Genomic DNA, 14,105 nt, shown 5'->3' with positions numbered 1-14,105 from the left:
GCTCAGCGGGGCCACGCTGATCGGGAAGGGGGGAAGAGCAGCAAGCCTACGTCAGTCTGCCCGGCCCCACCGACAGGACACACGACGCGTCCGGGCGCTCACAGCCAGTCGATGGCGTGGCCGTGACCGTGGCTGTGGGCCACCGGGACACCGTCCAGCGCGGTCACGAACCGGCCGGACGGGACCTCCCTGTCACCGGTGACGCGCGGCAGCACGCGAGGCAGGACCCGGCGCCCCTCGTTGCTGACCCACCGACACCTGCCCGCCGCCACCAGCTCCGACATGAGGTCGTGGAACCGCTCCCGGTCGGGCTGCTCGAGATAGGCGATCACGGCGGAGTGGAACACCACCGGCGTGCCATGGGGAGCCGCGTCGTCCAGCAGCCCGGGCAGGTGCTCGAACAGGTCGCCGCTCCGCACCGCCGGCGGCTCGGCGCGAGCCACCTCGATCGCCCCGCGGAGCCGGTCGCGCCGCTCGTCCTGCTCGGGCCAGACGAGGTTCTCCAGCCAGGCCGTCGCGTCGGCGTCGGTCACGTCGAGGGGGTTGAGGTCGACGCCGCCGCGCCACGCGACGTCGGGGTGGGCCGACGGCACCGGCAGCGGACCCGTGACCCGCGCGCCCAGCAGCGGTCCACCGCTCCCCCGCAGCGTGCCCGCGGGCGACCAGTCGTAGTCGTACCGGTCGGGGAACAGGCACAGGCCCGCGCTCGCGCCCACCTCGACCAGCGCGAGCGGACCCTCGACGAGGCCGAGCACGGGGGTGAGGGTGGCGAGCCGTCCCACCTCGTTGGTCTGGGTCGCCCGGGTCATGACGGTCTCGCGGATCGCCGGCTCCTGCTCGCGCAGGACGCGGCGCAACCCCTCGTACGGTCCCGGGGCGGGCGCGCCGTGCCAGCGCGCGGCGGCGAAGACCAGGTTCGGCTGGCGCTTGACCGACGGCAGGGTGCCGAGCCACTCGAGCACCTCGTCGTCACCGGCGACGCCCAGCGCCCACTCCTCGAAGCACGGCGAGGCGCCCGCGGCGTACGTCGCGAAGTCGCGGTACTCCTCGATCACGTCGTCATGGAGCAGCATGGGCCCATCCTGCCCGGCGACCTCGGCCGGGATCGGCGCGGGTCAAGGGTGGTCGACGCGGTGGTCAGCGCCGGGTCGGGAACGGACCGGCCGGTCCGATGCCGGCGTTGCCCATCCGGATCCCGGAGAACTCCAGCCCCCGTTCGCGCACGCCGGCGAAGTGGTCGGCCAGATCCGGGAGGACCCGCAGCTCGATGCCGTGCTCGTGGTGCAGGCGCACCAGGTCGGTCACCTCCGTGGGCGGTCCCAGCGGCGACACCGCCCGAGCCGCGACGTGGGCGTGCGGCCGGTCCCCGAACGGCGCGAAGTCCGCCGCGGCGAAGCGGTAGGCGTACAGCCGGGTCGTCCGCATCGCGTCCAGCCAGACGTCCTCGATCGCGTGGACCCGCGGGACTCCGTCGCCCCACGAGCACACCCGGGGGCACTGTCGCGGGAACCAGTAGCAGGGGGCGTTGAGGGCGTCGACCGCCCACACGTAGGCCTCGGCCTGCTGGGCGGTGGCGGCGACGTGCGGCACGAACCGCCCGATCGCCGGGTCCTCGCTGAAGTGGAGGACCTCCCCGGCTCGCGGCAGCACGTCAGCGGGCGGCGTCGAGCGACTCGGTGATGATCACGTCGACGATCCGCGCGACCCGCTCGGCACCGAGGTCGGGCACGACCGCGGCGACCCGGGCGACGATCTCCGCCTCCCGGCGAGGGTCCCGCTCGCCCGAGGGCTTCACCGCCTGGACCGCGCGCGTCAGCGCCGTACGCCGGGCGAGCACGTCGCCGAGCGCGAGGTCGACGTCGTCGATCATCGAGCGGAAGCAGGCCAGCGGGTCGGCGCCGGGCCACACGAGCCGGATGTCGGGCGCGCGCTCCTCGTTGGCCGAGCCGTCGGTGCGCTCGAGGGCCACGAAGCCGTGGCGGGCGTAGAACTCCCGGGCGGGTCGGTTGGACTCGAACACCCACAGCCCGATGCCATCGGGGTGCAGGGCCAGCACGCGGGCCAGGAGGGTGCTGCCGACGCCTCGACCCTGCGCCTCGGGCAGGACGTAGAGATCGTCGAGCCACGTCGTGGTGGCACGGGTGTAGCCCATCACCCGGCCCTCGAGCACGGCCACGCACACGTCGTACGCCGCCAGGTCCCAGCCGGCCACCCACGCCCGGGCCTCGTCGTCGCTGTGGACGCTCGGCGGGAACGCGCTGCCGGCGCCCGCGCGGGCCGCGAGGTGGACGTCGGCGATCGGGGCCAGGTCCTCCTGGGAGGCCGGCCGGAGCTCCACGTCGGTGTTGGTCGCGTCGGTGCCCATCGCGTCTGTGCTCGTCCCGTCAGTGCTCGTCCCGGATGACGTCGAGCGCGTGCGCGAGGTCGTCGGGGTAGGTGGACTCGTAGCTGACCTGCTCGCCGGTCTCGGGGTGCTCGAAGCCGAGCCGCATGGCGTGCAGCCACTGCCGCTGGAGCCCGAGCCGCGCCGCGAGCCTGGGGTCGGCACCGTAGGTCAGGTCGCCGACGCACGGGTGCTTGAGCGCACTCATGTGCACCCGGATCTGGTGGGTGCGGCCGGTCTCGAGGTGGACCTCGAGCAGGCTGGCGAAGCGGTGCGCCTCGAGGGTCTCGTAGTGGGTCACGCTGTGCCGCCCGTCGGCCATGACGGCGAACTTGTAGTCGTGGTGCGGGTGTCGGCCGATCGGGGCGTCGACCGTCCCGGCGAGCGGGTCGGGGTGGCCCTGGACCAGCGCGTGGTAGGTCTTGTCGACGGTGCGGTGGCGGAACGCGTTCTTGAGCACGGAGTAGGCGTGCTCCGACTTGCAGATCACCATCACGCCGCTCGTGCCCACGTCGAGGCGCTGCACGATGCCCTGGCGCTCGCTCGCGCCGCTGGTGGAGATCCGGAAGCCGGCCCCCGCGAGATGCCCGACGACCGTCGGCCCGGTCCAGCCCGGCGAGGGGTGCACGGCGACGCCGACGGGTTTGTCGATCACCACGATGGCGTCGTCGTCGTGGATGATCCGGATCCCCTCGACGATCTCCGGCACGACCTCGAGCGGGTCGGACTCGGCGGGGATGGTGACGTCGAGCATCGCGCCCCCGTGGACCCGGTCGCTCTTGCCGACCGCGGTGCCGTCGACGTGGACGAGGCCCTGGGAGATCAGGTCGGCCGCCTTGGTGCGCGAGAACCCGAACATGCGCGCCATCGCGGCGTCGACGCGCTCTCCGGCCAGCCCGTCGGGTACGAAGACCGTGCGCTGCTCGGCCCGGGTGCTCACGCCGCCGACCCGGAGCCGGGCTCGGACCCGGGCTGGGTCTCCGGCTGCTCGCGGTCCTTGCCGGTGGAGGCCTCGCGGGTGCCGTCGAGGTTGATGCCCCGGAAGGTCTGCAGGATGATCAGCCCCGCCGCGACGTTGATGCAGATGTCGGCGATGTTGAACACCGGCCAGTTGGGCAGCATCAGGAAGTCGACCACGTGACCGTGGAACGGCTCGGGCGGACGCACGATGCGGTCGGTGAGGTTGCCGCTCACACCGCCGAGCAGGATGCCGAGGGCGAGCGCCCAACCGGTGCTGGCGATCCGGCGGCTCAGCCAGAGCACGACCACCACGGCGACGATCGCGAGGGCGGTGAAGACGATGGTGAAGTCCGTGCCGGTGCTGAACGCCGCACCCGGGTTGAACGTCAGGTGGAACGTGAACCAGTCACCGAGGACCGGGATGTCGCCGTCGGCCAGCGCCGACAGCGCCCACTGCTTGGTGCCGAGGTCCAGCGCGTACGCCAGCAGGGCCACGCCCGCGAAGACCAGCCGCGCGTCGACGCGACGGCGGGCAGGGACGGAATCGGCCTGGTCGCTGTGGTTCAGCGACGCTCCTCGCGCTGCTTGCATGACATGCACAGTGTGGCATGGGGCACCGCCATCAACCGATTCTTGCCGATGGGGTTGCCACAGGAGTCGCACACGCCGTAGGTGCCGTCGTCGATGTGCGACAGCGCGCGCTTGATCTGCTCCAGCGTCTCGCGCTCCTTGGCGAGGACGGTGAGCTCGTGGTCACGCTCGAAGCTGGTCGCCCCGACGTCGGCCTGGTCCTGGCCGGCGCCGTCACCGGCGTCGCGCATCAGCCCTGCGAGCTCCTGCTCGGACTGGCCGACGATCGTCGTGAGTCGCTCCTGGTGCTCCTTGAGCTCCTTGACGACCTCGTTGAGCTCGGCGCGGGTCCAGGCGTCCTCGCCCTCGAGGACCACCAGGGTCGAGGGGGTGGCCTTGCGTGCCTTCTTCGCCGGCGCGGCCTTCTTGGCGGGCGTCGGGGCGGCCTTCGTCACGGGCGCAGCTTTCTTGGTAGGTGTGGCGGACTTCTTCGTTGCGGTCTTCTTGGCCGGCGCGGCCTTCTTTGCAGCGGTCTTCTTGGCCGGCTCTGCCGTCTTCTTCGCCGGAGCCGTCTTCTTCGCCGGAGCAGCGTTCTTCGCGGCTGTCTTCTTGGCCGGAGCGGTCTTCTTCGCCGGAGCGGCCTTCTTGGAGGCGGCCTTCTTCGCGGCTGCCTTCTTGGCCGGAGCGGCCTTCTTGGCGGGGGCCTTCTTCGCGGTCGGCGTCGAGGCCGGCGCGTCCTTGGCGGCTCCGCGGCGGCCCATCACGCGCTTCGCGGCGGCGGCGGCCGTACCGGCCAGGGACTTGCGCGTGGTGCCAGCCATCTCCGAGGGCCTCCAGCATGCGTCGGGTGTGGCAGGAACCACACGGTGGCAGGGAGGCTAGCCGCTGGCGCCTGACGAACCAACAGCGGCTCGCCGAAATGCGAGAACGACCACCCGTACGGGCGGTCGTCCTCGCATTTTCAGAGGCCTGTTCGAAGGCCGTGCCGCTGGGCTCGGAGGGATCAGCCCTCGTCGTCGCCGAGCACGGAGCGCAGACGCTTGGGCGCGCTGCCGCTCTCGACGGGCGCCTGCGTCTCGCTGCCGTTGTTGAGCGCCTCCAGCTGCTGCGTGAAGTAGGTCTTCAGGCGGGAGCGGTACTCGCGCTCGAACTGGCGGAGGGTCTCGACGTCGCTGTTGAGCTTGTCGCGCTCCTTCTCCAGGTCGCCGAACATCTGCTGGCGGCGCTCGGCGGTCTCGGAGTCGAGCATCTGCGAACGCTGGCGGGCGTCGGCCTCCATGCGGTCGGCCTTGGTCTTCGACTCGGCCTCGAGGCGCTCGGCCTTGGTGCGCGCGGCGCCGACGATGCGGTCGGCCTCGTTCTTGGCGTCCTCGACGAGCTCGTCGGCGTTGCGCGTCGCGATCTCGAGCAGGCGCGCTGCGGCGTTGGACGCGTCGGCGACCGTCTCGACACGCATGGTCTGCACGGGCGCGGCGGCGACCGGTGCGGCGGCGACGGGCTCCGGCTCGGGCTCGGGCTCCGGCTCGGGAGTCGGCGCGAACGACACGGGAGCGGCTGCGGGAGTCGACGCACCGCCGGACTGGGCGGCCGACAGCTTGGACCGCAGGTCGTCGTTCTCCTTGGTCAGCCGGGCGAGCTCGGCCTCGACCTCGTCGAGGAACTGGTCCACCTCGCCCATGTCGTAGCCCTCACGGAGACGGACAGGCGTAAAGCGCTTGTTGCTCACGTCCTCAGGCGTCAGCGGCATGACCTCACCAAACTTTCACGATCGATAATCACGGTGGCTCTGCTGTCAGGAGACAATAGCGCCCGGTTAGCCACGGGGCACAGTGACCCGTGTGGCGGATGGTTCAGAGCCCGAAGATGGTGGCGACCACGTTGAGCAGCAGCCATGCTCCCACCATCACGAGCAGGAAGCTCAGGTCGAGCGCGACCGAGCCGATGCGGAGCGGGGGCACGACCTTGCGGAGCGCCACGATGGGCGGGTCCGTGGTCGTGTAGACGCCCTCCAGCGCCACCAGGAGCGGGCCGCGCGGCTCCCACTGGCGCGCGAAGACCTGCACCCAGTCCACGATGAACCGCACCCACAGGAGCGCGATGAACAGGAACAGGAGGACGTAGAGGATCTGGCCGATGGCTTGCACGAGTCGAGTATGGGTCAGCTCTGGTTGAAGAAGCCGTCCTCGGCGATCCGCTCCTTGTCCTCGGCCGAGACCGCGACGTTGGGCGGCGAGAGCAGGAAGACCTTGTTGGTCACTCGCTCGATGGTGCCTCGGGTGGCGAAGATCAGGCCGGCGGCGAAGTCGACGAGGCGCTTGGCGTCGTTGTCGTCCATCTCGCTGAGGTTCATGATCACGGGCGTGCCGTCGCGGTAGTTCTCCCCGACCAGGCGTGCCTCGTTGTAGTTGCGGGGGTGCAGGGTGGTGATGCGGCTCAACTCGGCCACGACTCCCGTCTGGACCGGGGCCGGTCGACGGCGCTCGGCAAGGTCGGACACTGGGGCTGGGCGACGCTCCCGCGCGACGGGGCGCTGGTCGACAGCGTCGTGCGTCGTGGTCTCGGTGTCGCCGTCGTAGTCGTCGTAGTGGCCGGTGTCCTCGAGCAGGCCGAGGTACTCGCCGATCTTGCGCATCGCGCCGCTCATGAGACAGATCCTCCGCTAGACCTGGCGCCCCGATCGGGACACCTGTTGACTGTTGTGGACATTACTGGACCGCAGGCCTCGGACCGAGGACCGCGGAGCCGACACGCACGTGTGTCGCACCGCACGCGATGGCCGCCTCGAGGTCACCGCTCATCCCCGCGGACAGCACGGTGGCACCGGGGTGCTCGCGCACGAGCTCCTCGCGCACGTCCGCGAGCCTCGCGAAGGCCGTACGGGGGTCCTCCCCCAGCGGCGCGACCGCCATCAGGCCGCGCAGCCGGAGCAGGTCCGCCTCGACCACCCGGCGGGCGAGGTCGGGCAGGTCGGCGGGCGCTGCGCCGGACCGGTGGTCGGCCCCGGGCGGGTCGAGGCTGACCTGCAGCAGCACGTCGACCTCCGCCCCGCGCGCCCGGGCTCCACGAGAGAGCGGGCCCACGAGCTTGGCGCGGTCGACCGACTCGACCACGTCGGCGTACGCCGCCACGGCGGCTGCCTTGTTGGACTGCAGGCCGCCGATGAAGTGCCACCGCAGCCCGAGGTCGGCGCACTCGGCGGCCTTGGCCTCGGCCTCCTGGTGGCGGTTCTCCCCCACGTCGGTGACACCGAGGTCGGCGAGGACGCGCACGTCGGAGGCGGGGAAGAACTTGGTGACGACGACGAGCGAGACGTCGTCCTCCGGTCGGCCGGCCTCCGTGCAGGCGTCGCGGATGCGCCGGCGCACGGCGTCGAGGTTGGCGGCGATCTCGTCCGCGCGGCCGCTCACGCGTGGCTCCAGATCACGCCGGCGAAGCGGGTGGCGTCGGCTCCGTCGCGCCGGTAGGACGGCCAGGTGCGGTCCTCCCGGGTGCAGGCCCCGACGACGCGTACGTCCGGGACGCCCGCGGTGGAGAGCTGCGCCCGTACGCCGGCGCCGAGGTCGAGCGCGGGCGTGCCCCACGAGGTGGTGGAGCGCGCCTCGGGGACCACGGCGGCGACCTCCTCCTGGAGGTCGGCCGGCACCTCGTAGCAGGAGCCGCACACGTGCGGGCCGATCCACGCCACCGCCGGCTCGGCGCCCTGCTCGCGCAGGCGGGCGACCGCCCGGGGCACCACGCCCGCGGCGAGACCGGGGCGGCCGGCGTGGGCAGCCGCGATCCACCCGGTGGCCGGGTCGGCCAGCAGCACCGGCACGCAGTCGGCCGCGCGAGCCAGCAGGGCCACGGCGGGGCGGGAGGTGATCATGGCGTCGCAGGTCGGCGCCGTCGCGTCGCCCCGGCCGGCGACGAGCTCGACGTCCGCCCCGTGCACCTGGTGCATCAGCACCGGGGTGGCCCCGGTCGCCTCGGCCACCTCCGCCAACGCGGCGGTGCGCACCGCGTCGTCGGCCGCGTCGCCGAGGCTGAGGGTGACGTCGGTGAAGGCGACCTCGATCACGAGGTCGCCTTCGATCCGGTCACGGTGGCGAAGCAGGGTCACTTCAGGAAGTCAGGCACGTCGAGGTCGTCGTCGTCGAACTGGACCTGACGGGCCGGCCGCGGGGAGGCGGGCTGCTGGGCGGGCTGCGTCGACCGGGGCTGCGCCGACTGCTGGCCCGACTGCTGGCCCGACTGCTGGGCCGGCTGCTGGGGCGCCGACGGCGCGAAGGTCGTGGTCCCCGGCGACGACTCGGAACGCGCCGGCGCCTGGGTCGCGAGCTGCTGGGCGGCGGCGCGGGTCTGCTCCTGCGTCTGGGCAGGCTGGCCCTGGCGCAGCACGTTGCCGTCCGAGCGGCGCTTGGGCATCCCGCCGTCGAAGCCGGCCGCGATCACGGTCACCCGCACCTCGTCGCCCAGCGCATCGTCGATGGTGGCGCCGAAGATGATGTTGGCCTCCGCGTGCGCGGCCTGCGACACGAGCGCGGCGGCCTCGTTGATCTCGAAGAGGCCGAGGTCGGAACCACCGGCGATGGAGAGCAGCACGCCGTGGGCGCCCTCGATGCTCGCCTCGAGCAGCGGGCTCGAGACCGCCATCTCGGCGGCGGCGACCGCGCGGTCCTCGCCGCGGGCCGAGCCGATGCCCATGAGGGCGGAGCCGGCGTTGGCCATGACGGACTTCACGTCGGCGAAGTCGAGGTTGATCAGGCCAGGGGTGGTGATCAGGTCGGTGATGCCGGAGACACCCTGGAGCAGCACCTGGTCGGCCTGCTTGAAGGCGTCGAGGATGGACACGTTGCGGTCGGTGATCGACAGCAGCCGGTCGTTGGGGATGACGATGAGGGTGTCGACCTCCTCGCGGAGCTGGCTGATGCCCTCCTCCGCCGAGTTGGCGCGGCGACGGCCCTCGAAGGCGAACGGCCGGGTCACGACACCGATCGTCAGGGCGCCCAGGGACCGGGCGATGCGGGCCACGACGGGCGCGCCGCCGGTGCCGGTGCCGCCACCCTCGCCGGCGGTCACGAAGACCATGTCGGCGCCCTTGATGACCTCCTCGATCTCGTCGGCGTGGTCCTCGGCCGCCTTCGCCCCCACCTCGGGGTTGGCGCCGGCACCGAGGCCGCGGGTGAGCTCGCGGCCGATGTCGAGCTTGACGTCGGCGTCGCTCATGAGGAGTGCCTGGGCGTCGGTGTTGATCGCGATGAACTCGACGCCCTTGAGGCCGACCTCGATCATCCGGTTGACGGCGTTGACGCCACCGCCGCCGATGCCCACGACCTTGATGATCGCCAGGTAGTTCTGCGCTGCTGCCACGGCTCCGGGGCCTTCCTTGAGTGGGTCTGTGTGACGTAGGGGGTGCGGGTCGACTGGTGCTGTTCCTCGGGCTCGGAACCCTAACCGTGAGCCTGAGGGTTATAGTTATGTCAACCTCGCCTTTCGCTAGACCATAGGCAGCGCTCGACCCGAAACCCTGCCGGACACGCCGCGTGTCGGTGGGTCGCGCAGGTTTCCTGCCTGCGGGTCAGGGGCGGTAGGTCGGGTTCCCCGGGACGCTGACGTCGTAGTAGGACGCCTTCTGCGCGGCCAGCAGCCGGTCGACGACCTGGGCCTTCAGCTCGGACTCCTCGGCACTCCCCCACAGCACCTGCCGCTGGTCGCGCATCACGAGGGTGATCTGGTCGATCGTCGTGACCTCGACGTGGTCGACGCGGGTCGCGAGGTCGTCCGGCAGCGCCGAGACCACCGTGGCGGCCTCCCGCAACGCGTCGGTGCCGGCCGCGGAGCCGGGCCGGATGCGCGGCATGCCCCGGGGCACGCGCTGGTACTCGCGGAAGACGACGCCCTCCGCGTCGAGGCCGCGGAGCCGTCCGGCCAGCTCGACCACCGCCACTGCGGTGCGTTCGGCGACCTCGATGCGCACGGTGTCGGGCCAGGTGCGGGTGACGTCGACGGAGCGGACCTCGGCCAGCGATCCGACGCGGGCGTCGGCGCGGCCGAGGTCGACCAGCGCGAGCTGCTCCCCGAGCGGCACGTCGGCGATCTCGCGGACCCGGCCGTCGCTCAGCAGGGAGTTGCCGACGACCTCCACGCGCTTGACCTGCGTCGTCGCGGAGAAGAGCACCAGGTGGACGGCGGTGCCGACGATCGCGAGCACCAGCAGCACGGCCAGCACGTAGCGCAGGGAGAGCCAGCGCCGCGCCCACTGGCGCCGCGCGAAGCGGCGCCGGGTGCGCGAGACCGTACGGGCCTGCCTGGCCGACCCGGCCCGGGTGTCCGGCTCGGCGTCGGAGACGGTCCCCTGCTCCACTCACGCACCCCCGAGCAGCTCGAGCACCCGTGGCCCGACGCCCGTGATGTCGCCGGCCCCGAGGGTGATGACGAGGTCGCCGGGGCGCGCGCGCTCGGCGAGTGCCTGCGCGGCCGCCCCCAGGCCGTCGACGTAGGTCACGTGCTGGGCCGGGAGGGGTACGGCGTCGGCGACGAGGAGCCCGGTCACGGCCGGGTCGGGGTCCTCGCGGGCGACGTAGACGTCGAGCACGACGACCTCGTCGGCGGCGCCCAGCTCGACGCCCATGGCCTCGCCGAAGATGCGGGTGCGGGAGACGAGGTGCGGCTGGAAGGCGGCGACGACGCGCCCGTCCCCGGCGAGCGCGCGAGCGGCCTCGAGGTCACCACGGATCTCGACCGGGTGGTGCGCGTAGGAGTCGTAGACGCGCACCCCGGCCACCTCGCCCTTGAGCTCCATCCGGCGGCCGGTGCCGGTGAAGAGGCCCAGCCCCTCCGCGAGCGCGGCGTACGGCAGACCGAGGCGCAGCCCCGTCGCCAGGGCGGCGACGGCGTCGAGGACGTAGTGGCGCCCCGGGATCCGCAACCGCAGCTCGCCCAGGTCCTCGCCGTGCTGCGAGACCCGGCACGAGGAGGTGGAGCCGTCGAGGACAAGGTCGTGGATGCGGAGGTCGGCGTCGGCCGACTCCCCCACCGTCACCACGTCGAGGCCCTGGGCGCGGGCCCGGCCGGCGAGCCCGGCGGCGCCCGGGTCGTCGAGCACGCAGACCAGGAAGCCGGACCGGTCGATCGTGTCGGCGAACTCCTCGAACGCGCGGTGGTAGGCCTCCTCGGTGCCCCAGTTGTCGAGGTGGTCGGCCTCGACGTTGGTCACGATCGCCGCGAACGGGCGGTAGTGGAGGAAGGCGCCGTCGCTCTCGTCGGCCTCGGCGACGAAGAGGTCGTCGGTGCCGGCGTCGGCGTTGCGACCCGTGGCGGTCAGCACCCCGCCCACGGCGTACGACGGGTCGACGCCGGCCGCCAGCAGCGCCGAGGTGAGCAGCCCGGTGGTGGTGGTCTTGCCGTGCGTGCCGGCCACGGCGAGGACGCGGGAGCCGGCCATCACGGCGGCGAGCCCGGCCGAGCGGGGCAGGATCCGCAGCCCGCGGCGCCGCGCCTCGACGACCTCGGGGTTGTCGTCGCGGGCGGCCGTGGTGACGACCAGCGTGTCGGCGTCGCCGACGTGGGCGGCGTCGTAGCCGAGGTGGCAGGTCACGCCGAGCTCGCGCAGGGCGGGCAGGAACGGCGTGTCGTGGTCGTCGCTGCCGGTGACGTGGACGCCCTGCGCGGCCATGATCCGGGCGATCGCGGAGATGCCGGCACCGCCGATGCCGACGCAGTGGACCCGGCCCAGCTCGGCGGCGGGCAGCAGCTCGTCGGGGACCGGGATCCTCACGAGGCGGCTCCCGTCGCGCCCCGGGCCGCGTCGAGGACGAGGCGGGCGAGCTTCTCGTCGGCGTCGAGCGGGATCACTCCGGTCGCTGCGGCGCCCATCTCGGCGAGCCGGTCCGCGTCGCTGAGCAGGCCGGGGACGCTCGCAGCGACCCACTCGGGCGTGAGGGCGGCATCGGCGACCAGCAGCCCCCCTCCGGCGTCGACGACGGGGCGTGCGTTGAGCGCCTGCTCGCCGTTGCCGATGGGCAGCGGGACGTAGATCGCGGGCAGGCCGACGCCGGACACCTCGGTGACGGTGTTGCTGCCCGAGCGGCACAGCACGGCGTCGGCCGCGGCGTAGGCGAGGTCCATGCGGTCGACGTAGTTGACGACGACGTAGGGGACCTCCCCGGACGCGACGACCAGCTCGTGCTTGGGCCCGACGACGTGGAGCACCTGCACGCCGGCTGCGGCGAGCTCGGACGCCGCGCCGGACACGGCGGCGTTGATCCGCGCCGCCCCCTGGGACCCTCCCGTGACCAGGAGCGTCGGCAGGTCGTCGCGCAGGCCGAAGGTCGCCAGCGCCTCGGCTCGCAGCGCGGCCCGGTCCATGGTGGAGATGAGGCGGCGGATCGGCAGGCCGGTGCAGACGGCGTGCGGGAGCGCGGTGTCGGGGAAGCTCGTGGCGACGTGGGTCGTCATCCGGGCACCGAGCTTGTTGGCGATGCCGGGGATCGCGTTGCCCTCGTGCACCACGATCGGCAGCCGGCGCGCACGGGCCGCGAGGTAGGCCGGGACCGAGACGTACCCGCCGAAGCCGACGACCACGTCGGGGCGCACGCGGTCGACCACCTCGAGCGCCGCGGCGCGGGCGGCGCGCAGCCGGGAGGGCGTACGGAGCAGGTCGGGGCCCGGGCGCCGCGGCAGGGGCACCCGCGGGACGACCTCCAGGGGCAGGCCGGCCTCCGGGACGAGCCGCGCCTCGAGACCCTCACGGGTGCCGAGGCAGGTGATCTCCGTCGCCGGGTCCAGGCGGCGCAGGGCGTCGGCGGTGGCGAGCAGGGGCGAGGTGTGGCCGGCGGAGCCGCCGCCGGCGAGGAGTACGCGCATCAGGGTGAATCTATCGAGAGCGGTCGTAGGACGGAGCAGCGGAGAGCCCGGCGGAGCGGTCGCGGCGGCGCGCGGCGAGGGCCGCGGCCGCCTCCGGCTCGCGACGGGCGAACCCGATGAGGAGGCCGAGGGCGACCAGCGACGGCAGCAGGGCCGAACCGCCGTAGGACACGATCGGCAGCGGGATGCCGATGACGGGCAGCACGGCGATCACCATGCCGACGTTGATGATCATCTGGCCCAGCAGCCACACGACGATGCCGAACGTGGCGTAGCGGACGAAGGGGTCCTGGGTGCTGAGCGCGACCCGGATGGCGGCGTAGGCGATCGTGAAGAACAGCGCGACGACGAGGAGGGTGCCGACCAGGCCGAGCTCCTCGCCGAGCACCGCGAAGATGAAGTCGGTGTGGGCCTCGGGCAGGTCGCCCCACTTCTGGGTGGAGGCGCCGATGCCCTGGCCGAACCAGCCGCCGCTCGACAGGGCGTAGAGGCCGTGGGCGGGCTGCCAGCCGGCGTCGGTGTAGTCCTTGAACGGGTCGGTGAAGTGCGTGATGCGGTTGAGCCGCTCGGGGTCGGTGGCGGCGAGGGCGACGGCCGCGACGCCGAGCACCGACAGGCTGAGCCCGAAGAGCCTGAGTGGCGCACCGACCACCCACAGCATCCCGAGCAGGATCGCCGCGAGCACGAGGGCGGTGCCGAGGTCGCGGCCGACCAGCACCAGCGCGATGATCGCGAACAGTCCGGGGACCACCGGCACGAGGAGGTGGTGGAGCTCGCGCAGCCGGCGCTCCTTGTGGGCGTAGATGTTGGCGGCCCACAGCACGATGGCGAGCTTGGCGATCTCGGCCGGCTGGATGTTGACCGGCCCGAGGGCGAGCCAGTTCTTGTTGCCGTTGATCACCACGCCGAAGCGGGCGACGAGCCCCAGCAGCACGAGGGCGACGAGGAAGCCGGGGTAGGCCAGGCGGCGTACGTGCCGGATCGGGACGCGGGAGGCGACCCAGGCGGCGGGCAGGCCCAGGGCGACCCACATCAGCTGGCGCTTGACCACCGCGTAGGAGTCGTCGTAGACGATGTAGGAGCGGACGCTGGAGGCGCTGAGCACCATGATCAGGCCGATGGTGAGCAGCAGCGCGGACGCACCGAGCAGCAAGTAGTAGGAGGAGAGCGGCTTGTCGACGGCCTCGCGGAGCGCGCGCCAGCCGCCGGCGACGGTGTGACGTACGCCCTGCGAGGCGGCGACGACGCCGGCCCCGAGCGGGGGCCGGACCTTGAGCGGCACGGAGGGGGACGCACTGGCGTCCGCGGCGGACCCGACCTTCACGTCCTCGGGGTTCGCGGTGGTCAC

At 72.8% G+C, this 14,105-nt stretch carries 16 protein-coding genes; all 16 read right to left on the bottom strand.

Annotated elements, in window-relative coordinates; translation table 11 throughout:
* Positions 1-98 precede the first annotated feature (98 nt).
* The gene (locus IEZ24_RS15695) at positions 99-1,073 is read right to left on the bottom strand and encodes a DUF2332 domain-containing protein (protein WP_129455103.1); all 975 of its coding nucleotides are present in this window, start codon (positions 1,071-1,073) and stop codon (positions 99-101) included.
* Between the two features lie 64 nt (positions 1,074-1,137).
* Complete coding sequence (locus IEZ24_RS15690; RefSeq protein ID WP_129455102.1) at positions 1,138-1,650, bottom strand: DUF6886 family protein; 513 nt, start codon at positions 1,648-1,650, stop codon at positions 1,138-1,140.
* A 1-nt stretch (position 1,651) separates the two neighbouring features.
* The gene (locus IEZ24_RS15685; protein WP_129455101.1) at positions 1,652-2,365 is read right to left on the bottom strand and encodes a GNAT family N-acetyltransferase; all 714 of its coding nucleotides are present in this window, start codon (positions 2,363-2,365) and stop codon (positions 1,652-1,654) included.
* A 19-nt stretch (positions 2,366-2,384) separates the two neighbouring features.
* A complete protein-coding gene (locus IEZ24_RS15680; RefSeq protein ID WP_129455100.1) occupies positions 2,385-3,323 on the bottom strand; it encodes an RluA family pseudouridine synthase in 939 nt (312 codons plus the stop codon).
* Positions 3,320-3,934, bottom strand: a complete 615-nt coding sequence (lspA, locus tag IEZ24_RS15675) for a signal peptidase II (protein WP_129455099.1) — start codon at positions 3,932-3,934, stop codon at positions 3,320-3,322. Before lspA ends, IEZ24_RS15680 begins: the two co-directional genes overlap by 4 nt.
* Positions 3,907-4,734 carry a TraR/DksA family transcriptional regulator gene (locus tag IEZ24_RS15670; RefSeq protein ID WP_224745399.1) on the bottom strand — a complete coding sequence of 276 codons (828 nt, stop codon included), beginning with the start codon at positions 4,732-4,734 and terminating at the stop codon, positions 3,907-3,909. Before IEZ24_RS15670 ends, lspA begins: the two co-directional genes overlap by 28 nt.
* A 182-nt stretch (positions 4,735-4,916) precedes the next feature.
* Positions 4,917-5,660, bottom strand: a complete 744-nt coding sequence (locus IEZ24_RS22410) for a DivIVA domain-containing protein (RefSeq protein ID WP_129455098.1) — start codon at positions 5,658-5,660, stop codon at positions 4,917-4,919.
* A gap of 103 nt (positions 5,661-5,763) precedes the next feature.
* A complete protein-coding gene (locus IEZ24_RS15660; protein ID WP_129455097.1) occupies positions 5,764-6,057 on the bottom strand; it encodes a YggT family protein in 294 nt (97 codons plus the stop codon).
* A gap of 14 nt (positions 6,058-6,071) precedes the next feature.
* Positions 6,072-6,557 (bottom strand): cell division protein SepF, encoded by a 486-nt coding sequence (locus IEZ24_RS15655; RefSeq protein WP_129455096.1) that lies wholly within the window; start codon positions 6,555-6,557, stop codon positions 6,072-6,074.
* 61 nt (positions 6,558-6,618) lie between these two features.
* Positions 6,619-7,320, bottom strand: a complete 702-nt coding sequence (locus tag IEZ24_RS15650; protein WP_129455095.1) for a YggS family pyridoxal phosphate-dependent enzyme — start codon at positions 7,318-7,320, stop codon at positions 6,619-6,621.
* Positions 7,317-8,012, bottom strand: a complete 696-nt coding sequence (pgeF, locus tag IEZ24_RS15645) for a peptidoglycan editing factor PgeF (protein ID WP_165356076.1) — start codon at positions 8,010-8,012, stop codon at positions 7,317-7,319. The genes IEZ24_RS15650 and pgeF overlap by 4 nt, the downstream gene beginning before the upstream one ends.
* Positions 8,009-9,262, bottom strand: coding sequence for a cell division protein FtsZ (ftsZ, locus tag IEZ24_RS15640; RefSeq protein WP_129455094.1), 1,254 nt, complete (start codon positions 9,260-9,262; stop codon positions 8,009-8,011). The genes pgeF and ftsZ overlap by 4 nt, the downstream gene beginning before the upstream one ends.
* 208 nt (positions 9,263-9,470) lie before the next feature.
* Positions 9,471-10,256, bottom strand: a complete 786-nt coding sequence (locus tag IEZ24_RS15635) for a cell division protein FtsQ/DivIB (RefSeq protein WP_129455093.1) — start codon at positions 10,254-10,256, stop codon at positions 9,471-9,473.
* The gene (gene murC / locus IEZ24_RS15630) at positions 10,257-11,669 is read right to left on the bottom strand and encodes a UDP-N-acetylmuramate--L-alanine ligase (RefSeq protein WP_129455092.1); all 1,413 of its coding nucleotides are present in this window, start codon (positions 11,667-11,669) and stop codon (positions 10,257-10,259) included.
* Positions 11,666-12,757, bottom strand: a complete 1,092-nt coding sequence (murG, locus tag IEZ24_RS15625) for an undecaprenyldiphospho-muramoylpentapeptide beta-N-acetylglucosaminyltransferase (protein ID WP_129455091.1) — start codon at positions 12,755-12,757, stop codon at positions 11,666-11,668. The genes murC and murG overlap by 4 nt, the downstream gene beginning before the upstream one ends.
* 10 nt (positions 12,758-12,767) lie before the next feature.
* Positions 12,768-14,105, bottom strand: a complete 1,338-nt coding sequence (ftsW, locus tag IEZ24_RS15620; protein WP_242498478.1) for a putative lipid II flippase FtsW — start codon at positions 14,103-14,105, stop codon at positions 12,768-12,770.

Origin of the sequence: Nocardioides ganghwensis, assembly GCF_014779655.1 — a bacterium.
Lineage (GTDB): Bacteria > Actinomycetota > Actinomycetes > Propionibacteriales > Nocardioidaceae > Nocardioides > Nocardioides ganghwensis.
The sequence above is the reverse complement of the archived record's forward strand: the minus strand, read 5'-3'. Positions and strand labels throughout refer to the sequence as shown.